The 21,476-nt window shown below is 26.8% G+C and carries 21 protein-coding genes and 2 tRNA genes; 19 read left to right on the top strand and 4 right to left on the bottom strand.

What is annotated here, in order from left to right; translation table 11 throughout:
- The first annotated feature begins 3 nt into the window (after nt 1-3).
- On the top strand, nt 4-546 hold the full coding sequence (locus EJJ37_RS10505; RefSeq protein ID WP_133015531.1) for a YybS family protein: 543 nt from the start codon (nt 4-6) through the stop codon (nt 544-546).
- A gap of 46 nt (nt 547-592) precedes the next feature.
- Here the strand turns inward: EJJ37_RS10505 and EJJ37_RS10500 are convergent, their stop codons facing one another.
- Nucleotides 593-2,494, bottom strand: coding sequence for a type I glutamate--ammonia ligase (locus EJJ37_RS10500; protein WP_133015530.1), 1,902 nt, complete (start codon nt 2,492-2,494; stop codon nt 593-595).
- Between the two features lie 335 nt (nt 2,495-2,829).
- Here EJJ37_RS10500 and EJJ37_RS20225 point away from each other — a divergent pair, with 335 nt between their 5' ends.
- A complete protein-coding gene (locus tag EJJ37_RS20225; RefSeq protein WP_166484739.1) occupies nt 2,830-2,979 on the top strand; it encodes a hypothetical protein in 150 nt (49 codons plus the stop codon).
- Between the two features lie 178 nt (nt 2,980-3,157).
- Entirely contained in the window at nt 3,158-3,406 is a 249-nt protein-coding gene (locus EJJ37_RS10495; RefSeq protein WP_133015529.1) for a hypothetical protein, read from the top strand.
- Nucleotides 3,407-3,483: 77 nt separating this feature from the next.
- Here EJJ37_RS10495 and EJJ37_RS10490 read toward each other — a convergent pair whose 3' ends face one another.
- Nucleotides 3,484-4,668: an AI-2E family transporter gene (locus tag EJJ37_RS10490; protein ID WP_133015528.1), complete on the bottom strand. Its 1,185-nt coding sequence runs from the start codon at nt 4,666-4,668 to the stop codon at nt 3,484-3,486.
- A 324-nt stretch (nt 4,669-4,992) separates the two neighbouring features.
- Here EJJ37_RS10490 and EJJ37_RS20220 point away from each other — a divergent pair, with 324 nt between their 5' ends.
- The 6 genes from EJJ37_RS20220 (at nt 4,993) to EJJ37_RS10465 (ending at nt 11,013) form a co-directional block, all read left to right on the top strand.
- On the top strand, nt 4,993-5,145 hold the full coding sequence (locus EJJ37_RS20220; protein WP_166484738.1) for a hypothetical protein: 153 nt from the start codon (nt 4,993-4,995) through the stop codon (nt 5,143-5,145).
- A 217-nt stretch (nt 5,146-5,362) separates the two neighbouring features.
- Nucleotides 5,363-6,127: a hypothetical protein gene (locus EJJ37_RS10485; RefSeq protein WP_133015527.1), complete on the top strand. Its 765-nt coding sequence runs from the start codon at nt 5,363-5,365 to the stop codon at nt 6,125-6,127.
- 131 nt (nt 6,128-6,258) lie between these two features.
- Nucleotides 6,259-6,951, top strand: coding sequence for a TIGR01906 family membrane protein (locus EJJ37_RS10480; protein ID WP_133015526.1), 693 nt, complete (start codon nt 6,259-6,261; stop codon nt 6,949-6,951).
- Between the two features lie 83 nt (nt 6,952-7,034).
- Nucleotides 7,035-8,180 carry a glycosyltransferase family 2 protein gene (locus EJJ37_RS10475; RefSeq protein ID WP_133015525.1) on the top strand — a complete coding sequence of 382 codons (1,146 nt, stop codon included), beginning with the start codon at nt 7,035-7,037 and terminating at the stop codon, nt 8,178-8,180.
- Between the two features lie 338 nt (nt 8,181-8,518).
- Nucleotides 8,519-9,895: an MBOAT family O-acyltransferase gene (locus EJJ37_RS10470; RefSeq protein ID WP_133015524.1), complete on the top strand. Its 1,377-nt coding sequence runs from the start codon at nt 8,519-8,521 to the stop codon at nt 9,893-9,895.
- A 14-nt stretch (nt 9,896-9,909) separates the two neighbouring features.
- Nucleotides 9,910-11,013, top strand: coding sequence for a DHHW family protein (locus EJJ37_RS10465; RefSeq protein ID WP_133015523.1), 1,104 nt, complete (start codon nt 9,910-9,912; stop codon nt 11,011-11,013).
- A gap of 63 nt (nt 11,014-11,076) precedes the next feature.
- Here EJJ37_RS10465 and EJJ37_RS10460 read toward each other — a convergent pair whose 3' ends face one another.
- A complete protein-coding gene (locus tag EJJ37_RS10460; protein ID WP_133015522.1) occupies nt 11,077-11,595 on the bottom strand; it encodes an NUDIX hydrolase in 519 nt (172 codons plus the stop codon).
- 310 nt (nt 11,596-11,905) lie between these two features.
- Between EJJ37_RS10460 and EJJ37_RS21040 the strand changes: the two genes are divergently transcribed.
- Nucleotides 11,906-13,138, top strand: a complete 1,233-nt coding sequence (locus tag EJJ37_RS21040) for a collagen-like domain-containing protein (protein WP_133015588.1) — start codon at nt 11,906-11,908, stop codon at nt 13,136-13,138.
- Between the two features lie 72 nt (nt 13,139-13,210).
- Here EJJ37_RS21040 and EJJ37_RS10450 read toward each other — a convergent pair whose 3' ends face one another.
- Nucleotides 13,211-14,506 carry a DUF1002 domain-containing protein gene (locus EJJ37_RS10450; protein ID WP_133015521.1) on the bottom strand — a complete coding sequence of 432 codons (1,296 nt, stop codon included), beginning with the start codon at nt 14,504-14,506 and terminating at the stop codon, nt 13,211-13,213.
- Nucleotides 14,507-14,815: 309 nt separating this feature from the next.
- Between EJJ37_RS10450 and EJJ37_RS10445 the strand changes: the two genes are divergently transcribed.
- The 9 genes from EJJ37_RS10445 (at nt 14,816) to EJJ37_RS10405 (ending at nt 21,317) form a co-directional block, all read left to right on the top strand.
- Entirely contained in the window at nt 14,816-15,181 is a 366-nt protein-coding gene (locus tag EJJ37_RS10445) for a DUF2089 domain-containing protein (protein ID WP_133015520.1), read from the top strand.
- 16 nt (nt 15,182-15,197) lie between these two features.
- Nucleotides 15,198-15,575 (top strand): SHOCT-like domain-containing protein, encoded by a 378-nt coding sequence (locus tag EJJ37_RS10440; protein ID WP_133015519.1) that lies wholly within the window; start codon nt 15,198-15,200, stop codon nt 15,573-15,575.
- Between the two features lie 9 nt (nt 15,576-15,584).
- Nucleotides 15,585-15,812, top strand: a complete 228-nt coding sequence (locus EJJ37_RS10435) for a hypothetical protein (protein ID WP_133015518.1) — start codon at nt 15,585-15,587, stop codon at nt 15,810-15,812.
- Between the two features lie 137 nt (nt 15,813-15,949).
- Complete coding sequence (locus tag EJJ37_RS10430) at nt 15,950-17,158, top strand: BaiN/RdsA family NAD(P)/FAD-dependent oxidoreductase (RefSeq protein WP_133015517.1); 1,209 nt, start codon at nt 15,950-15,952, stop codon at nt 17,156-17,158.
- Nucleotides 17,159-17,301: 143 nt separating this feature from the next.
- Entirely contained in the window at nt 17,302-17,907 is a 606-nt protein-coding gene (locus tag EJJ37_RS10425; RefSeq protein WP_133015516.1) for a hypothetical protein, read from the top strand.
- A gap of 138 nt (nt 17,908-18,045) precedes the next feature.
- The gene (locus tag EJJ37_RS10420; RefSeq protein ID WP_133015515.1) at nt 18,046-19,857 is read left to right on the top strand and encodes an FUSC family protein; all 1,812 of its coding nucleotides are present in this window, start codon (nt 18,046-18,048) and stop codon (nt 19,855-19,857) included.
- A gap of 265 nt (nt 19,858-20,122) precedes the next feature.
- The gene (locus EJJ37_RS10415) at nt 20,123-20,995 is read left to right on the top strand and encodes a ComEC/Rec2 family competence protein (RefSeq protein WP_243124875.1); all 873 of its coding nucleotides are present in this window, start codon (nt 20,123-20,125) and stop codon (nt 20,993-20,995) included.
- 159 nt (nt 20,996-21,154) lie between these two features.
- Nucleotides 21,155-21,229 (top strand) — tRNA-Glu (locus EJJ37_RS10410).
- 12 nt (nt 21,230-21,241) lie between these two features.
- Nucleotides 21,242-21,317, top strand: a tRNA-Val gene (locus EJJ37_RS10405).
- The last annotated feature ends 159 nt before the right edge of the window (nt 21,318-21,476 follow it).

Here is a 21,476-nt window from a genome sequence, read left to right as displayed (position 1 = left end):
TTTATGAAGGCTAAGGATATAGCTCTTGGTGGTATTTTAGTTGCATTAACGACTATAGTATTGTATGCAACATCAATATTACCAATAAGTACATTAGCAATATTAACAATTGCATCAGCTTTAATACCGGTGTGCATTATAAGAAGTAATATTCAGACATCTATTTTTGTATATATATCATCTAGTTTAATTGCATTTTTCTTAGTTCCAATTAATATATCATTTTTATATTTTGTATTCTTTGGGGTATATGGAATAATTAAATACTTTATAGAGAGAATAAGAAAAGAGAAGTTAGAAATAGTGCTTAAACTTATATTCTTTAATATAGCATTTATAATTGGTTTCATAATAATGCAGAATGTTTTAGGAATAAATATAATAGCAGGATTAGAAGTATTAATGTCTAGATTTTTTGATACTTCAGGTAGAACTATTGCATCTATAATATTATGGATAGTAGCACAGCCAATTTTCCTAATTTATGATTATGCAATGACTATGATTATTACATTCTATATGGAGAGAATACATAAAAATATATAGATTAATAGAAAAAATGAACTGCTAAAAGTAGCAGTTCATTTTTTTGCTAAATATCTAATAAATTCTTCTTATAAGAAGAGTATAGATGTCTTAATAAGCTCATTTTATCTTCTAACTCTAAATAAAGGTCAGAAGCAAGTGATAAGTTATCTTCAATAATTGCATCTTTAAGTCTTGTGAAAAGACTCTTAGTAGAATTAGTATCTTTCATTATATAAAGTCTTAACTCGTGAATTCTCATCCAGTTAGTCAAATCTAAATCAAGAGCTTTACTTGAATCATGAAGGCACTTAGAAGCTCTTATTTCAGAAGTAAACTTATTTACTATTCTGTGAGATATTTCCATTTTCCATCTTTGAATAGTTGCCATTCTAAAGCTGTTAATAAGTTGATCAGTTAATACACCATTTCTCTTTAGAACTTCTACTTTTTCAGGATACTTATCTAAAGCACTAATATTTTCATAAATTGTAGCTGGTGCTTTACTAAAATATTTATTTCTTTCTTCTTCAGTGAAGTCTTCAAATACATCCTCTTCAGCTCTGTATTTTCTATTTTTTTCTAAGTAATCGGCCTCTTCACCATACTCTTTAGAAAGCTCAGCTAATAATTCATCATCAGTTTTATTATTATTTACTGCATAAAGAATACCATCAAGCATAGCCATATAGCATACAGCGATAGTTATATAGGCATTTGAATGAGGGTTTGGAGAACGCAATTCAAATCTTGTAGCTAGAGGATTAGCTAAATCTCTAATAAGTCCAACAAGTATAGATCTATTTCTAGATGGATTACTTGGAGATAATCCAAGAGAGGTAACTATACAAACTGGAGCTTCAAATCCTGGTTTTAACCTTTTTAAAGAGTTATTAGTTGAAGAGATAAATGGATTCATAACTTCATAATTTTTAAGAATACCCATTAATGAACCATAACCAATAACACTTAAGAAGTGATCTTTTGTAGTATGGAATAAGTTTATTCTCTTACCATTTTTAAGTTTTAAGCTAACTCCTAGATGAACGTGCATACCAGAGCCAGCAACGCCATCAAGTGGTTTAGCCATAAATGTAACATCTAATCCGTATCTTCTATAAGTTTCTTGAACTAATATTTTTATGAATAATTCATTATCAGCAGCTTGTACTGCATCAGAATACTTCCAATCAACTTCAATTTGTTCCATAACATGATTAAAATTACCAGAAGCATCTAATTTGGCTCTAACTCCACCAACTTCTTTATGTCCCATTTCAGGTTCAAAACCATAGGCTTCCATTAATAACAAGCTTTCTTCTAAAGCTGTACGAACTTTACCTTTAGTTCTTGTCCAATATTGTTCGTGAAGTACTTGAGAAGTAGATAATTCTTCAAGTTCAGCATCAGTATTTGGAGTTCTAACCCAAAATTCTAATTCTGTAGCAGAAGTTATAACTATTTCATCAATGTCATCTTTTTTTATGTTATAAATATCTAACACTTCAGGATGTGTTTCGAAAATATTCCATAAATTATTTTTAAAAGTTTTAACTGCATTATTTAAGATATTTCTTGAATCTACAGGTTTATTATCGTGATATAAGAAACAAGGTATTCTTAAAGTACCTACAGGTTTATTTGTTGAATGATCAATAAAATCATAATTATAATCAACAAACCATTTACAGTTTAAATCAGCAACCATATCTACTTTTGCATTATTTAATGTAGCAATTCCAGGTAAAACAACTGATGAACCATCTGTTTGAACTGCAACTCCATGTAAAAATGAGTCTAAATCATCTAAAAATAAATTTACTGGAATTTTTTCATCAGTATCATTTCCAGAAAGGTCAATACCAACAAAGGATACAAACTTTATTTCTGGATGGGTAGATAGAATTTCTTTTACTTGCTCTTTTGTGTGATTTTCTTTAGGTATAGTGTAAAGTAAATTATCAATCATAAGCTTAATTTCGCAACATATATAAATATTTACGAAATAAATTCACATCCTCTCTTTTATAACTCGAATAATATTAGTGGTAAAAAGAAAAACATTCGTAAATTCTTTATAGTGATTTTATTACAAATTTATTAAATATGTCAATACATTTATTATTATAATTAATAAAATATAGCATTTATTTGTAAATTATTCCTATTTGCAAATTATAACATAGTTTTACAAAAAATTAAAAATATATTTAAAAAATTACTCATTATAATTGAATAATAATAGATATATGATTAATAATAAAATTATACAAATACAATTTTAACAATAAGAGGAGATTAATTATGGATAATGTTTTGTGTCCTAAATGCGGAGAAATAATTTTTGAGGAACCAGGTTGTGAGGCTAATGGAATTATAACTTGTGATAAATGCAAAGAAAGAGTTAAATGGAAATGCGATGGAAAAAAAACAGTAGTTAAGATATTTAATTAAGTATAAGAAAATAAAAATCTCATTTAATAAGTGAGATTTTTATTTTTTTATTACAAAAAAAACAATATGTATTCAAACAATTGGAATAATATGGTAAAATGGTGTTATAGTATACGTTTTAATTAGTAGTTTAAAGATAATAAATTAGGGGTAAATAATAAAGGAGATGGGGAGAAAAATGAATAAGTGCAAAGAAAAGGTTAGGGAAGAATGGTATGGGGTAGTAGTTACATTAGGAGTAATGCTTATTAGTGTTCTTCTTTCTAGGAGTTATTTAAATCAATATTTTGATGTAATATTATATGCTGGTGTATTTTTAGTTATAGGTGGATTTTTATACGCTATTATGAAACTTGATAATATAAAAATAGGACAGACAGTAATTATAGGTGGAATAGCTACCATGCTTTTAAGTTGTGTATTATAATTTTTATTTAGAAAAATTATATATTATAAAACAAAAAAAGTCTGTAATTCAGACTTTTTTGTTTTATGGATAAATATCTAATTTTCTGTTAAGTTTGAGTTTGTATATTCTTCATACCATTTATTAAATAAAACTCTAATAGAAGCTGCAACTGGAACTGCAAGTAGCATTCCTAATAATCCACCTACATTACCACCAACTAGAATTGCCATCATAGTAAATACAGGATGAAGACCAACGCTATTTCCAACTATTTTAGGAGCCAATAAATTATTATCAACTTGTTGTACAACAAGCATAGAGATAATAGCATAAACAACCTTTATAGGTCTGCCACTTAATAATCCCATAACTGCAGCTAAAATAGTACCAACTAAAGGTCCAACATAAGGAATCATATTGCAAATACCAGCGATAAGACCTATTACAACAGCATAATCTATACCAACTATAGATAAAGCTATTGATGATAATGCACCTACACAAAATGCTTCTAATAATTGTCCACGAATAAATTTTGAGAATACTTCATTTATTAGCCTAAATGTTTTTAAAATTTTTTTCCCAGCATGACTTTCTCTAAAAATTAAATAATATAATTTTTTCCATAGGGCAATAAAGTATTCAGAATCTTTAAGTATATAAATACTTATGATAATGCCTATAAAGAAAGAAGCAATATTACTACCTATAGACATAATATTAGAAGTCATAGTTCCAAGATTAATCATAATATATTTTTGAAGAGTATCAACTATTTGAATTATATAAGGTTGTAAGTTATCAATAAAAGGTATATTGAGATTTTTTAAAGTATTTTCTATTGATGAAGTAGAAAATGAATTAGTATTCAAATATGAAGATATATCTGAAATCATATTTGTTATTGTTGTGTTTTTAGATAATTGGCCACCAATCATGAAATAAATACCCCAAAGTAAAGCTAATATAATTCCAATTATTAAAAGGTAGGATGCTACAATAGCAATTACCCTTCTAACAGATTGATTTTTTATTTTATATAGGGTGTTTGTTCTAAGAAAATTTTCTATACCTTTTGTTAAAGGATATAGTAGATAAGCTATAACTATAGCAATAAGCAGTGGCTTAATTAAGCTTAGTCCAGCTCCAATAATATTAAAGGTAGTAGTGAAAATTGTACCTATATTGGACATGATAGTTAAAGCTAAGTAAATAGCAATGGCTGTTAAAGTAACATATAGTGAATATTTTAATAGGTTTTTATCAAAATGTATTTTCAATTCCTTCACCGTCCTAAGATTAAAGTAGTTATTATGATATAGAATATATTATATCATAATATTAAAAATGGTTATGGATAATATTGGTTAGAAGTGAGTTTTGTAAACTTTATATAAAATTTAATTCTATTTAGAAGGGAAAAATAAGAAAATATAGAATAATCATAATTATCAGAATTTTTGTAAAAATATACTAAATTTTATGGGGGAAGGGTGATATAGGAATATTTTAAATAATCAAAATATATAATAAAATAAATTACTTGATTATATATGATGTAATTTAAGAAAGTATTAATTTAAAAAATTAGGGAGGAATGTAGTATGGAAAATGTTTATTCACAAATTGATGTTAACGCTTACGTAGCAAAATATATGGATGAAACAGGATGTAATTTAAATGAAGCTTGTGAGGAATTAGGAATTGATCCTTCAAAGGTATTTTCATTTTCTTCAGAAGAAGATGATGATATGTGATAGTTTATAGAAAATAACGCTAAATTAAACTGATTCAGAGTAAAGTTTAAAAATTAGAGATTCAATTTTAATTTTTACAACGTAATTTGAGTCAGTGTTTTTATTAACTTAAATATACAAGTCTTTACTATAGTAAAACAAGCTGATATACTATAAAACATTAGTAAAATAGTTTAATAAAAACAAAAGATTATATAAATTAAGAAGGAGGAAAAATTTGAAGAAAAGAACAAAAGAAACGATTTTAATAGGTATTGGACTTGTATTATTGTCTGTAATTTTACATTATGTACATGTTTTAATTTTTAAGGATGTACATCATACCATGATATTCTTAGTTGCAGATATAGCATTTATTCCATTGGAAGTATTTTTTACTACTATAGTAATAGATAAAATGCTTGAAAGAAGAGAAAAGGAACATTTATTAGAAAAACTGAATATGCTTATAGGATTATTTTATACTGAACTTGGAACAAAACTATTATCTGATATAGTAAAGGGAGATGCACATGGGGTTATGGCTAATCATAGAACTATAACTGCTGATACATGGTGTGACAAATCTTTTGCAAAATTACATGAGGATATTCTTCAATATGATTATGAAATAAATATAGATAAGATAAATTTAAAGGATATAAGAAATAGATTAGATGATAATAGGGATTTACTTATTAATTTAATTTCTAATGGGAATTTATTAGAGCATGAGACATTTACAGAAATGTTAATGACTATAATGCATCTAAAAGAAGAATTGGATACAAGATATTGTGAAGAAATTGAAGAATATGAAATAAAACATATAGAAAAAGATTTAATGGCTGTATATAAGTATTTAACAATAGAATGGGCTGAATATATGAAGTATTTAAGCAGAAATTATCCAAGCTTATATTGTAAGGCTCTTATAAATAATCCTTTTGATAATAGAGATAAAAGAGTTAAGGATAAATGTTTTTTAGAAAGTATAAAGTAAATAAATATTTATTAAGTATAAAAATAGCAACTTTAACATATATAAAGTTGCTATTTTTTTATTTACATAATAAATTATATTACAAATAAGTATAAATATGTTAAAATTAATATAAGTTCAAAGGAGGAGTTATGGGAAAAAATAGTGGGGATAAAGTATATTTTAATATTATTTTTAGAATATTAAGGAGTATATTTACTGCAATATCAATTATATCAATTGCCACAATAATATCATTGAATCTTAGGTTCATATATAAGTTTATTATAGATAAATATGATTTGGTTAATATTACTGGAGTTTCAAGAGAAAATTTAATGAGTGATTATAGTGGTTTAATAAATTATCTTCAGAATCCATTTATAAAATCATTGAAATTTAAAAATTTTGCTATGAGTCCTTATGGTGAGATACATTTTTATGAAGTTAAAAGAATTTTTATTTCGCTAATTATTATAGCTTTAATTTTTATAATAGTTAATTTAGTTTATGCTATTGTTTGTAAAGTTAAGAATAACAAATATTTCATGAGAAAAATTATAATTAATCTTAATTCTGGGTCAAACATTTTAATTGTGTTTTTTATAGTATTAGTATCAGCATATATTATAGATTTTTCAAAAGCTTTTATAATATTTCATAAAATATTTTTTAAAAATGATTATTGGATATTTGATGAGAATATGGATCCTATAATAAATGCATTACCTGAAGATTTATTTATGATATATGGAGCTGTAATACTAGGAATAATTATAATAGTATGTATAGTCATTAAGGTTATAAAGCAAAAAATCATTAGCGAGAAAAAATATAAGTATTAAATAATTAGATAGCAATGCACATATTATAATAAGGTTTCTTATTATAATATGTGCATTAATTTTTATTTTAATGAAGGAGATACATGAAGAGAAAAGTTTCTTTAAGCTTATGTATGATTGTAAAAGATGAAGCAAAAACTCTTTGGAGATGCTTAAACTCAGTAAAATCATTTATAAGTGAAATTATAATAGTAGATACAGGATCTAAGGATGAAACAAAGGAAATTGCATCAAAATTTAATTCTAAAATATATGATTTTAAATGGATAAATGATTTTTCAGCAGCAAGAAATTTTGCATTTAGTAAAGCAACTAGCGATTATATAATGTGGTTAGATGGTGACGATTATATTAATGATGACGATATTAAAAAAATAGAATCACTTTTAGAAAATATGGATGATAGTTATGACTATGTTAGCGCAGAATATATACTAGCTAGAAGTAATGATGGTAAGGTAACTACATCATTAAGAAGAAATAGAATAGTTAGAAGAAAATGTGGATTTGTTTGGATAGGAAATGTTCATGAATATTTAGAGGTTTATGGAAAAGGACTTGAGGGGAATTTTGCTATTGAGCATGGAAAGGTTAAAGAATATACAGATAGAAATCTTCAAATATTCAAGAATATGGAAAAAAACAACGAGAAGTTTACTCCTAGGGATATGTATTATTATGCTAATGAATTATTTGATAATAAATATTATAATGAAGCTATAAAACAATATAGAAAGTTTATAGACACTAAGCAAGGTTGGATAGAGGATGTAAAGGGAGCATATTTAAGGATTATAAATGCATTAAATATAATAGATAATAAGGAGAGAATACCTGATATTGCATTTGAGTCCTTTAAGATAGATACTCCAACAGCTGAAGTAGCTTGTAGTTTAGGAAATTATTATATGGAAAAACAAAATTTTAAGCAGGCAGCATTTTGGTATAGAGTAGCATTAGACTCAAGACCTGATAGTTATAATATGGCTCTTTCAAATAGTGATTATTATACATGGATACCAAGCTTGCAATTATGTGTTTGTTATTATAATCTAGGAAAAATAAAATGTGCATATTTTTTTAATGAATTAGCATCAACATTTAACGGAGAAGCAGAAAAGATTTTATATAATAGAGGTGTATTCGAAAGAGATTTTAAAGAATTAAAGATAGAACCACCTAAATTAGAGTATCCATTAAAATTAAGTGATTATACTAAATATCTATAGATTAAGCATAGTAAGGTTAATTCTTTTAATAGAAGATATAAATAAAAGAAGTAATTATAATTCCTATAGAAGTTTATATAAATTTCTTTTGGGACATATAATTACTTTTTTAATATAATCCTATAATTGTATAAAGTTTTTTAGGGAAATATCATGTTAGAAAGAGACAAACTTCCTCTGAGGTTAATACATATATTTACAGAATGTATATTTAAAAATGGCATAAGGAACAAATTCATAGGGAATACAGTCTAATTAATAAGAGAAAAATATTAAAAAAATGCCTCTGAGGTTAATGAAAATATTGGAAAATAAGAGGCGGATGAAAGAGAGAAAAAATGGTTTTTAGTAGTATTTTATTTATATTTAGATTTTTGCCTATAGCAATGATTTTATATTTTTTAACTCCAACTAAATTTAAAAATTTAACCTTGCTGCTTGTAAGTTTAATATTTTATTCTTGGGGTGAACCTAAGTACTTTTTGATAATGGTAGCATCAATAGTTGTAGATTACTTGGTTAGTAGAGGAATAGAGAAAAGTAGAAATAATAAAAAGATATGTATACTGCTTTTATCTATATCAATGATATTTAATTTAGGAATGTTATTTTTCTTTAAGTATTTTAACTTTTTTATAGAAAATGTAAATAATATTTTAGGAATATCTCTAAAATATGTAAATATAACATTACCATTAGGTATTAGTTTTTATACATTTCAAACTATGTCATATACTATAGACGTATTTTTAGGGAAAGTTAAGGCAGAAAAAAATATTATTAATTTTGGAGCATTTGTATGTTTATTTCCACAACTTATTGCAGGCCCCATAGTTAAATATACAGATATAAATCTTGATTTAAAACATAGAAAGATAGATATAATACAAATTCAAGATGGAATAGAGTTATTTATAATTGGATTAGGAAGTAAGGTGCTTATAGCAAATAACATAGGTGCATTTTGGTCTGAAATTGAAGGAAGAGGCTTTGGAGGAGTAGGAACAATAATAGCATGGATGTCTGTTTTAGCATTTGCACTTCAAATATATTTTGATTTTAGTGGATATTCACTAATGGCAATAGGGCTTGGTAAGATATTAGGATTTAACTTTCCAAGAAATTTTAATTATCCATACATATCAAAGAGTATAACTGAATTTTGGAGAAGATGGCATATTACATTAGGAACTTGGTTTAAAGAGTATGTATATATACCTTTAGGAGGAAACAGAGTAGGAAGATTAAGACTATATATAAATCTTTTTATAGTATGGTTTTTAACTGGATTTTGGCATGGAGCTAGTTACAATTTTATACTGTGGGGATTATACTTCTTTATTTTAATTAGTATAGAGAAAGCAGTTTTATTAAAGTTTTTAAAAAATCATAAAATAATTTCACATATATATTCAATATTTTTTATATTGCTTGGATGGGCAATATTTGCAGTAGTTGATTTAGAGCAACTAAAAATATTATTGAAAGAAATGTTTAGCATAAGTAAAAATAGTCAATGGATATATTATGTGAGAAATTACGGGATTACTTTTATAATTGCAACAGTACTTTCAACTCCTATGGTAAAAAATATATATAATAAGCTTATTAAGAGTGACATCTTAAAGACGGTTATTTTAATGGTTATATTTCTGATAAGTATAGCTTATTTAGTTGATGCTACATATAATCCATTTTTATATTTTAGATTTTAAGGGATGGTGATTATATGAAAAAAAATTATTTGTTATATTCTTTTATTATAGTAGTTATAGTATTGACAATAGTTAGTTTAATTAAAAATGATAAAAAGTTTTCAGAATTAGAAAATAGAAATTTAAAAACAAGTGTTACATTTTCAATAAAAAAATTTTTAGATGGAAGTTTTCAAGAAGATTATGAGGAGTATATTAATGATCAATTTCCGCTAAGAGATAAATGGATAAGCTTAAAATCAATTAATGAATATATTTTAGGTAAAATTGAGAATAATGGAATAATATATGGGAGTAATGGAGAACTATTTGAAAAATTTAATTCTTTAAATGAGGAAAAATTAAAAAGCAACGTTAAAGTTATAAATAATTTTGCAGAAAAGTATCATGATAAAGTTTCATTAATGATTGTACCAAACTCATATGAAATATATAAAGAAAATTTACCAAAGGGTTCACCTATAATTATGCAAGAAGAAATAATTAATGAAATATATGATTTTTCATCTTTTACTAACAATATAGATATAATGAAAGAATTATTAGATAATAAAAATAGTTATATTTATTATAAAACAGATCATCACTGGACAACATATGGAGCTTATTTAGCTTATTGTAAGTTTATTGATTCAATTAAGGGAAATAGAGTTGATTTTGAGAATTTTCAAGAAGTAGAATTGCCTAATTTTTATGGAACATATTATTCGAAAGCAAAACCATTTAATATTAAGGCAGATATTATGACTTATTATGATTTTAATAATTTAACAATGGAAATAGTGGGAGATAAAGTATATGATTCTATATATGATTATTCGAAAGAGTCTTTAAGAGATAAGTATTCGTTATTTTTATATGGAAATAATCCATTAACTATAATAAAGAATAAAGATATTAAAAATAATAAAAAAATATTAGTTATAAAAGATTCATTTGGAAATTCATTAGTTCCATTTTTGACTCAAAATTATGAAGAGGTCCATGTTATAGATTTAAGACATTTTAGTAGTAAATTAACTGGTTATTTAGAAGAAAATGATTTTGAAGATATTTTAATTGTATATAATTTTATAAATTTAGCTACAGAGAATAACATATTAAGGCTTAAATATTAAATTTGCGCAGTAATAATAAGAGGATTAAATACTTTTATTATTACTGCGTATCTTATTTATAGATTATAAATAAGATAGAATACTGATGGTTTTTGTATCGATTATTTCGCCTTTTTTTATCATTAATTTCATTTCATCTAATGTAAACTTTTTTATATCTGTAAACTCATCTTCATCGCATGATTTTGTACCATCATATAAATTAGTAGCTTTAAATAAGTGAATTATTTCATCACAAAAGCCAGGTGCAGTGGCGATTTTTCCTAGATAAATCATATCTTTAGCTTTATATCCAGTTTCCTCTTCCAACTCTCTATGAGCACATGTTATAGGTGATTCATTCTTATTAAGTTTTCCTGCTGGAATCTCAAGAAGAGTCCTCTCTAAAGGTTTTCTAAATTGTTCTACTAATATAATTTCATTTTCGCTTATAAAGGGAATTATAGCGCAAGCTCCTGGGTGTTTAATTATATCTCTATTAGATAATTTTCCATTAGGTAATTCAACTTGAACATTCATTAAATTTAAATAGTTACCAGCATATATTTCCGTTTCTTTAATAGTGGTTTCATAAAATTTCATAAATATATCTCCTTATAATAATTTATACTTAATATATTATTTAAATATTATATCATAAAGTTTAAATGTAACATTATGAGATATTTTATCTAAATAATATGTAACAATAAAAAAAAATCGACATAAAATGAAAGTATAGACAGAGCAAATGACAAATTTAGTATGTAATTGGGAGGATAAAATGCGTTACTATAATAACTCAATGAATGATCCTAATAATAGGAATAGATTAAGAAAAAGCAGATTAAATAGAAGTAAAATGGATGAATATGAAGACGAAGAGTTATTTTCAGATGATATAGATGAAAATATGGAATGTTCATCTAAAGAATATTGGGATGATGAATGTTGTGATGATGAATGTAAATGTTGTTGCGTTGGACCAAGAGGGCCAAGAGGACCAAGGGGACCAAGAGGACCAAGAGGTTGTCCAGGAGCAACAGGAGCTACTGGGGCAACAGGACCAAGAGGAGCAACAGGAGCACAAGGAGAAAGAGGAGCAAGAGGGGCAACAGGAGCAACAGGTGCGACAGGAGCAACAGGAGCTACTGGGGCAACAGGAGCAGCAGGAGCAAGAGGGGCAACAGGAGCAACAGGTGCGACAGGTGCAACAGGAGCAACAGGAGCACAAGGACCAGCAGGAGCAAGAGGAGCAACAGGAGCAACAGGACCACAAGGCCCAGCAGGTGAAAGAGGAGCAACAGGAGCAACAGGAGCAACTGGAGCAACAGGAGCACAAGGAGTAACAGGACCAATAGGACCAACAGGACCACAAGGTGTTCAAGGTATACAAGGTGTTCAAGGACCAACAGGGCCTACAGGAGCAACTGGAGCAACAGGGGCACAAGGTATACAAGGAGAAAGAGGTTTACAGGGAGTAACAGGAGCAACAGGACCACAAGGACCAATAGGGCCAACAGGACCACAAGGTGTTCAAGGTATTCAAGGTATACAAGGAGAAAGAGGACCACAAGGAGCAACAGGAGCAACTGGAGCAACCGGTGCTACAGGACCAAGAGGAGCAACCGGAGCAACTGGGCCACAAGGACCAAGAGGAGCAACAGGTGCTACAGGTGCTACAGGTGCTACAGGACCATCAGGAACTATAAGTGATTATGCAGTAATGTTTAGAGAATTAGGAGATAATCAAACTGTAGAATATGGAAATCATGTAAGCTTCTCAGAAGATCAAATTACAGGGGATAGCATAAATCATGTTGGAAATAGTACTGATATAAGATTAGATGGAAATAAGTCATATTTTGTTAAATATACAGTATCTTATTCAACTGATGAGGATGGTTGTGGATTATATAGTGATATTAGAAATGTTATTTTTGGATTAACAAATGCTAATGGTATGCTTATTTCAGGTAGTAGGCATATAGCATCAATTTCAAGAGATGTAAATAATAATAGTATTTCACTTAGTGTAATAATAAGTCCAGAGAATGATTATATTGTAAGATTAACTAATTTAACTCAAGATCTTAAGAGTGTTATAGTTAATGCAGCTACAGTAACAATAGTTAGATTATCATAAATATGTTATTTATTTAGATAATATAGTTAAAAAAAGAACTACTAGATTTAATGTTAGTAGTTCTTTTATTTTTTAGTTATTTATATTTTCACTATCTATTGGATTATTTTGGTCTTGAGAAGAGTCCATATTTTCTTCTGTAGAGCTTGTATCTTCTGTAGAATTTATACTGTTTTCTATAGAATTTGTAGTGTCCTCTGTATTTGAGTTATCGTCAACTGGTATAGTCGAATCTGTATTTTCAGAGTCTTCTATAACTGGAGAGTCAACTTGTTCTATAGAATTTTCATTATTTTCTGGTTCATTATTATCTGAATTATTATTAAATAGACCAGTAAACCAATTCCAAATTTTTTCAAAGAATCCTTGAGTTTCTTCAACTGTAGGTAATTTTATAGCGTCTTTATCAGTTGCATCAATTACAACATTGTCACCTAAAAGGTCATCATTAGTTGTTTCTAGTATACCTAAATCTTTTTCATTGTTATTAAATAAACCACTAAACCAATCGCCAATTCCAGTAAACCATTCTTTTATAGAATCAATTAAATTTGATGGTACTTTTTCACCAATTTCGTCAAGTTTTTCATTAACAACATCTTTAACACTATTTAGAGCATCTTTCATTTCTTTATAATCATAATCTTGCTCTGCAACTTTAGTCATTAGACTCTCTAATTGCTGTTGTTGTTCAGGTGTTAAAGTAACATTGTAATTATTAGTAACATTATTTATTGTATCAGCTATTTGAATAGTATCTTGAGTATTATTTTTAATTATTTCCGTCTTGATATCATTTATTACACCAGTAGCTTTATCTTGTCCAATATCTTCACCTAAATCACCAGTTATAACTAATTCTTCAGATGCAATTTCTTTTTTTGTTTCATCAAGTGGTTCCCCAGTAGCATCCTCAAAAGCTTTCATTATTCCAGTTAAAGCTCCAGTACCACTTACTCCTCCTGATAATGGAGTCATTGCAATTACGTTGGCATCAGTAATTCCACATGTTGTAAGTGTACTTGCTATCATTGAAGATGTAACATAAGTCAAGTTTACAGTTTTAACATTAAGGCCATTACCTTTTGAAGTTGGTTGTACATATGCACAAGAATAAGTTCTTGTACCAAGTTGTGCTTCCGTAGCAACTCCCTCTAGATACTTTCTTTCCTCTTGATTATTTACTTCTAATATAACTACTTCATTTTCTTTTACTCCAAAGTAATCTAAAACTATTTGTTTTTGTTCAGCAGATAGGTTTGTCCCTAAAGTTACAACATTAGCACCATCAGCGTAAGCGGTACTTACATTTCCTAAAATAATTGCACCACATATAAGTAATGCCGAAATTTTCTTCTTTAATCCCATAATTATCTCCTTTTTAAATAAATTATTTCAATATGATGTAATAAAATTACCCAATGGAATTAGATAGTTAAAGCAGTATGTATTACCTATTTTATAAATTATATCGGATTGGTTTATTAAAATCAAACGAACAATTTCTTAAAAATTTTTCACATAAGATCTTTATAATAAAATTAATAATAAAATAAATAAAATTAATTATTTTAAAAATAAAATTAATTATTTTAATAAATAAATTAATTTTATTAATACACCTATATTTACAAAATAAAGTCGTAATGTTAATATAGACTTATAGGAGTTGGTTAAATGTATAAGGTTTTAAGTAAATGTCCTGTATGTAATCAAAATTTTAAGGTAATGAAGTTAAGATGTACAGGATGTAATACAGTTGTAGAAAATGAATTTAGTTTATCAAAGTTTGATTATTTAAGTACACAGCAACTTTATTTTATAGAAACATTCATAAAGTGTAGAGGTAGTATAAAGGATGTTGAAAAAGAATTGGGAATTTCATATCCAACTGTTAGAGCAAAGCTTGATGAAGTAATATTAGCCTTAGGATATGATGTTATGAAGGAAGCAAAAAATAAAAAAGAAAAATCAGATATTTTAGAGGCTTTAGAAAAGGGAGAAATATCTGCAGATGAAGCGTTAAAGAAATTAAAAGAATAAATGGAGGTAGAAAAGAATGAATGAAGAGATTATGAGAATTTTGAAAATGGTAGAAGAAGGTAAGCTTAATGCTGATAAAGCAAAGGAGCTTATTGATGCATTAGAACAACAAAATGAACAAATGATAGTGGTTAAAGATTATGATAATAAAATGTTAAAGGTGAATATTGAAAGTCATGAAGGTGATGAGGTAAGGATAAAATTGCCAGTTAAAGTAATAAAGACAATAATAAAAGCAACTGGTAAATTACCTATGATGTCTAACAATATGGATGGAATTAATATGGACGAATTAATGGATATAATAAGTAATTCCTTAGATTCTGCAGTTATGGGTGAAATAGTTAATATAACTTCGGCAGAGGGAGATGAAGTTAAAGTTTTAGTGGAATAGGAGATAGCTATGAAAGTTAAGATAAAGTCTAAAGATGTAAAGCTATTGGTTCCAGTTCCATTATTCCTTGTTAGTATTGGTGTAAGGTTAATTCCAAATAAAGAAATTAGTAAGGAAGATAAAAAGATAATTTTAGCTATGATAAATAGTTGCAAAAAGGAATTAAAAAAGTATAAAGGTCTTGAAATTGTTAATATAAGTTCAGCTAATGGTGATAAAATTATAATAAAAGTTTGATTTATTTAATAATAAGGAGTACTACACTAAGAGTTTGGTGTAGTACAATTTATTTTTATAGTTTAATCTTATGGAGACAATTATAAAGTATGATATAATGAGTGAATAAACAAAGGAAATTTAGTGAGGTGACAAGTTTGGCTAAAGTTATAGTTGTTGGGGGAGGACCTGCTGGTATTATGGCAGCTCTTAGTGCAGCAAAAAATAATGAAGTTACATTAATAGAAAGAAATAAAGAAATTGGTATGAAGTTAAGACTTACTGGTGGAGGGCGTTGTAACATAACTAATAATAGAGATATAGAAGAGTTTTTCGATAAAATAGTAAATAATAAGAAGTTTTTATATAGTGCTTTATATACATTTTCTAACTATTCACTTCTAGAATACTTTAGTAATAATGGACTTGAATATAAAGTTGAGCTTGATGAAAAAGTATATACAAAAAGTGATAAGGCAGATGAAGTTATAGAATTATTGAGAAATGATTTAGAAAAGAATAAAGTAAAAGTTAGATATAACACTATGATATGTGACTTAGTAGTTGAAGATGGCACTATCAAAGGAGTTACAACATCTTATGGAGAAAAGATACTAGGTGATAAGGTTATAATAACAACAGGAGGAAAGAGTTTTCCCCATACCGGATCTGATGGAGCTATGTATGAAATATTAGAGAAGCATGGGCACACAATAACACCAATACATGCGGCTTTAATACCACTTGTTATAAAAGAAGAATTTGTGAAAAAACTACAAGGAGTTGCTATGAAAGATGTAGTAGTTTCAACTAAGCTTAAAAAGAAAAAAATTGAAAAGTTTGGTGATATGTTATTTACTCATTTTGGAATATCAGGACCAGCAGTTTTAAAACTTTCTTCATATATAAGCAAAGCTTTAAGTGAAGGTGAAGTAGAAGTCACTTTAGATTTCTTAAAGGATAAGTCTAAGGATGAAATTTCTCAAATAATAAGAAGTAATCCAAATAAAACTGTCTTAAATAATTTAAAGGGAGTTTTACCACAAAACTTTTTAAAAGTAGTATTTGAAATGTTAGATTTAACAGAAGTTAAGTCTAGTGATTTAAAAAAAGAAGATGAAAATAAAATAATAGAATATATGAAAGAAATGAAACTTACTGCCAGAGAAACTTTATCTATAAAAGCTGCACAGGTTACGTCTGGTGGTGTTAAGGTAAAAGAAATTAATGCTTCAACTATGGAATCTAAAATAATTAAGAATTTATATTTTGCAGGAGAAGTTATAGATATTGATGCTGAAACAGGAGGTTATAATCTTCAAATGGCATTTTCAACTGGATATTTAGCAGGTTCAGATTTTAACTAAATTGTTCGTTATGTAAGTAGTAGCTAAAACAATAGCTGAAGTTCTTTTTTCAAGATTATCAGATTTAAATATATCATTGCATTGTATCAAATAATTTTTTAAAGAGTAAGATAATATTGAATAACTTTTTCAGAGGAAAAACAATGGACCAAAATGGGTTTAATAGTTTTGATGACTTAATAAATTTTTGTAGAAATATATATGAGCAACAAGGCAATAATAAAAATAATAGTAATGATAATAGCCAAGAAGATTCAGAGCAATGTAATAATTGTAGATTTGGTAATTCTAATGCAAATGCTACTAAAGGTCAGAGAGAAGCATGTAGTGATATTCCGGGAGGATTTCAAGATATTCCACCACAACTGTTATTAGTAATAGGAGAGCTACTGGGAAATGTTATGGCAGGTAATTTACCATTTAATATTCAAAATGTGGTTGGTAACTGGTTACAATTAGTAGGGCAAGCAATTGAGGTCTTTAATGCTCAACAACAATATTATCAAGGTGGACCGGGAAGAATATATAGTCCCATTTACAGAAATGCAGCTAACCCCTTTTGTTCGACTTCAAGTGATGAAAGTCAAACTAATGTAGCTTCAAATAAAAATAAAAAATCTAGTAGTAATAGTTCGTCAAATTCAACACAATTTAATGATGATATATATCAATTAAAGCAATCTATAGAGTTATTAACTAAGCAAATTGATGAGTTGCAAAAGCAAATTGATGATTTGAAAAGAAAATAAAATGTAAAGGAAATAAGTAATATATATCCTTTACATTTTATTTTTTCTTTAAATAATATATATTAAGGAATAGTTAAGTATTTATAAGGATAAGTTAATAAAGAATATTTTATTGCTTTAATTAGAAGGTGAGAGAAAATGCTTAATTATCTTGTTGAAAAATATAATTTAAATGTTACATCAATGATTAGAAACGGCACTGTTGCAGTAATAACTATGCTAGGGGTTGGAATATTATTTGGAAGTGAAAATGTAATGTTAGCATTTCCTATAGCATTAACTTCTACTGTAATAGGAAGGCAAAATTTTTATGTAAAACCTCTTAATAGAATAGTTAGAATATTAGCATTAGATTTGCTTATAGTATTAATAGCTTTTATATCAGCATTAAATATATGGACAGGAATTGTAATTGATTTTGTTGCAATATTTTTACTGGTTTATATTGTAACATCACCCTATGATGCAACGTTTTATAAACCATTTATAATGCTTTATGTTTTTACTCAGTATGCCAATGTTTCAATTTATGAATTGCCTAATAGATTATTAGCTGTAGTTTTTGGAGCATTGGTCATTATAGCAGGAACATATATAAAAAGAAGTAATGGTAAAGAAATAATGGGGAATAGTGTTAATTCTGCTTTTTTTAACATACAAAAACAAATGGAAAATATTATAGATGACAAATATGATGAAAAATTAACGGAAAATTGCTCTAAAATAATGATGGATTTAGTATATAAGGTGTATATAACACGACATAAAAAGTATCTTACTACTAATTTAGGCACCATACAGTTTAAATTATATTTAAACATAGAATATTTAAATATATATTTAAAAAATATATATGAGCAATATGAAGAAAAGAAAATCTCTAAGGAACAAATGTTAGATTTTTTATCATTAGTTGAATTAATAATAAAGTATTCTAAGAAAAAGTGTAAACTGGAAGATGTAATGTATAAAAGTAAATTTATAAGTGAAAAATATAAAAAAAGCTCATATGTAGTTAATGAAATATTGCTTATAGTAACATCTATAGTAGAGCAGCTTAAAGAAGCTAAAGAATTAGACAGTAGAGAGGCCGATAGAATTTATAAGGAATGGGAAAGAACTTACTTAGATAAACCCAAAGTAGTATTTAAGGAATATTTTGTTCCATCATCAATAAGATTTAAGTTTGCTATGAGAATGGCAATAACATTAACCTTTTCTATATTTATAGCAGAGTTATTAGGGTACTATAAGATTATATGGGCTATTATAACTATAATGTCAATTATGCAACCTTATTATGAGGATACAATTTCAAAAACTAGAGAAAGAATAAAGGGAAATATTATAGCAATTTTATTTACTGGGGTAGTAATACATTTATTTCATACACAATGGATAACTATTTTGATTCTAGTTATATCATTATATTTACTATATGGATTTAAAGAATATTATAAAATTTCATTATTTGCAGCTATGGCATCTATTTGTATATCTTCATTATCAGTAAGTTTAAATAAATTACTAATATATAGAATTTTTTACGTAATAATAGGAGTAATAGTAGTTTTATTAGCTAATAAATTTATTTTTCCTTATAGGTTAAAAGATGGAATAATGCAATTAGTAAATAAAATATTAAGATATGATCAATATTTGATTGATACTAGTAGGGAGTATTTAAATAAGAGTAAAGGTGATAATTATATAAGAGACTTAATAATACATACAACTCTTTTAACTCAAAAATTATATCTTAGAAATTTACAGTATAGTGATAATAGCATTTCAGAGTTTATTGATAAAAATAATGAATTTGTAGTTAAGGTTGGATATAAGGTTTTGATGGTTTATAAGAAAAAATATAATGAAAATATATTTAAATATTTAAGTGAATTATATGAGGATTTTAATAATAGTATAAGAACATTAATAAAAAAGATATAGATTAGAAATAGGGGGAACTAATCTATACCTTTTGTGAAGGGAATGATATTAACTAATTACAACACTACTATATTGGTTGGTGTTGTTCTTTATGAATATGATTATATTACATGAATATGTCAACTTTATGTCAGTTATATGAAAATAAAATGATTATATATAACATATCTTTAAAAATGTTATTTTCTTTTAATGTATAACTTATATATATATTAAAGAGTATAATAATATAAAGAAAAAAATTAGTAATTAAGAAGTGATATGTATGAGAATTAATTTAATAAAAAGGACTAAAATCAGAGTAACTATAGTTATTTTAGTAATGATTTGTAGTATTATAAGCTTTTTAAAGATTAAAAGTGATAGTAAAAGATGGGTAGATGCAGATGTTACAATTAAACATCCTTTTGAAATAGATATATTAAGTACAGGGAAATCAGATTTTATTTTAATAGAGAGTGAAGGAAAGTTTATTGTTATAGACTGTGGATTTTATGAAAATAGTGCAAAAATAGAAGAATTTTTAAATTTTAAAGGTGTTGAAGAGATAGAATATTTAATTTTAACTCACAATGATAAAGATCATATTGGAGGGGCTCCTATTATTTTAGATAATTTTAAGATTAATAATTTAGTTCAAGCTGATTATGAAAAAAGTACAATTCAATACAAAAATTATATTGAAGCTGTTGAGCGAAATAATCTACAACCAATATTACTACATAGTAATATTGTAACTGATATAAATGGAGCAAAAATAACAATATATCCAGCCCTTAAAGAGCATTATGATAAATCTAATGATTATTGTATTATAGTTGGAATTGATTATGGAAAATATAGATTTCTATTTGCAGCAGATGCTGAAGATGAGCGAATGAAAGAATTTATAAAAGAGAATACTGGAACATACACTTTTTTAAAAATGGCACATCATGGAATATATAATGATGAAGTAGGAAATTTTTTAGAGTCAGTTTCACCAAGTTATGCAGCTATAACTTGTTCTTACTTTATGTATCCAGATAGAAAGCTTGTATCTTTATTAGATAAATATAAAATAAAAACATTTTATACAAGTAGTGGAGATATAAGTATTAAAAGTGATGGGGAAAATATATATTTTATTCAAAAATAGTTTAATATCTTAATGAAGGTTGATAATAAATTAAGGTCTATTATCAGCTTTTATTTTTATATAAAAATATTATATTAAAAAGTGTTGACATAATATTAAATATATATTATATTTAATAAGCAAGTTGCGAAAAAAATGTTTAAATAATAAGTTGATTATGGCCCCTTGGTCAAGCGGTCAAGACACCACCCTTTCACGGTGGTAACAGGGGTTCGATTCCCCTAGGGGTCACCATGATTTTAATTTGGAAGCATAGCTCAGCTGGGAGAGCATCTGCCTTACAAGCAGAGGGTCACAGGTTCGATCCCTGTTGTTTCCACCAAAAGACGAGTATAAATTACTCGTCTTTTTTTATTGTATAAATGAATACTACCTGCTGTGCAGGTATGTTCAGAGTAGCTTAAGCGGTGAGTATATAAAAAAACTCCTTTTGTCAATAATTAAAAAAGGTTCGCAGCCAAATTTAATAGACAAAAGGAGG

The sequence above is a fragment of the Clostridium cuniculi genome (assembly GCF_004353185.1).
Taxonomy (GTDB): domain Bacteria; phylum Bacillota; class Clostridia; order Clostridiales; family Clostridiaceae; genus Clostridium; species Clostridium cuniculi.
The sequence above is the reverse complement of the archived record's forward strand: the minus strand, read 5'-3'. Positions and strand labels throughout refer to the sequence as shown.

Excerpts from the sequence above, each read along its gene's own strand:
- EJJ37_RS10505 (WP_133015531.1), top strand. The coding sequence starts at position 4 with ATGAAGGCTAAGGATATAGCTCTTGGTGGTATTTTAGTTGCATTAACG.
- EJJ37_RS10500 (WP_133015530.1), bottom strand. The coding sequence starts at position 2,494 with ATGATTGATAATTTACTTTACACTATACCTAAAGAAAATCACACAAAA.
- EJJ37_RS20225 (WP_166484739.1), top strand. The coding sequence starts at position 2,830 with ATGGATAATGTTTTGTGTCCTAAATGCGGAGAAATAATTTTTGAGGAA.
- EJJ37_RS10495 (WP_133015529.1), top strand. The coding sequence starts at position 3,158 with ATGAATAAGTGCAAAGAAAAGGTTAGGGAAGAATGGTATGGGGTAGTA.
- EJJ37_RS20220 (WP_166484738.1), top strand. The coding sequence starts at position 4,993 with ATGGAAAATGTTTATTCACAAATTGATGTTAACGCTTACGTAGCAAAA.
- EJJ37_RS10480 (WP_133015526.1), top strand. The coding sequence starts at position 6,259 with ATGGGAAAAAATAGTGGGGATAAAGTATATTTTAATATTATTTTTAGA.
- EJJ37_RS10475 (WP_133015525.1), top strand. The coding sequence starts at position 7,035 with ATGAAGAGAAAAGTTTCTTTAAGCTTATGTATGATTGTAAAAGATGAA.
- EJJ37_RS10470 (WP_133015524.1), top strand. The coding sequence starts at position 8,519 with ATGGTTTTTAGTAGTATTTTATTTATATTTAGATTTTTGCCTATAGCA.
- EJJ37_RS10465 (WP_133015523.1), top strand. The coding sequence starts at position 9,910 with ATGAAAAAAAATTATTTGTTATATTCTTTTATTATAGTAGTTATAGTA.
- EJJ37_RS10460 (WP_133015522.1), bottom strand. The coding sequence starts at position 11,595 with ATGAAATTTTATGAAACCACTATTAAAGAAACGGAAATATATGCTGGT.
- EJJ37_RS21040 (WP_133015588.1), top strand. The coding sequence starts at position 11,906 with ATGGAATGTTCATCTAAAGAATATTGGGATGATGAATGTTGTGATGAT.
- EJJ37_RS10450 (WP_133015521.1), bottom strand. The coding sequence starts at position 14,506 with ATGGGATTAAAGAAGAAAATTTCGGCATTACTTATATGTGGTGCAATT.
- EJJ37_RS10445 (WP_133015520.1), top strand. The coding sequence starts at position 14,816 with ATGTATAAGGTTTTAAGTAAATGTCCTGTATGTAATCAAAATTTTAAG.
- EJJ37_RS10440 (WP_133015519.1), top strand. The coding sequence starts at position 15,198 with ATGAATGAAGAGATTATGAGAATTTTGAAAATGGTAGAAGAAGGTAAG.
- EJJ37_RS10435 (WP_133015518.1), top strand. The coding sequence starts at position 15,585 with ATGAAAGTTAAGATAAAGTCTAAAGATGTAAAGCTATTGGTTCCAGTT.
- EJJ37_RS10425 (WP_133015516.1), top strand. The coding sequence starts at position 17,302 with ATGGACCAAAATGGGTTTAATAGTTTTGATGACTTAATAAATTTTTGT.
- EJJ37_RS10420 (WP_133015515.1), top strand. The coding sequence starts at position 18,046 with ATGCTTAATTATCTTGTTGAAAAATATAATTTAAATGTTACATCAATG.
- EJJ37_RS10415 (WP_243124875.1), top strand. The coding sequence starts at position 20,123 with ATGAGAATTAATTTAATAAAAAGGACTAAAATCAGAGTAACTATAGTT.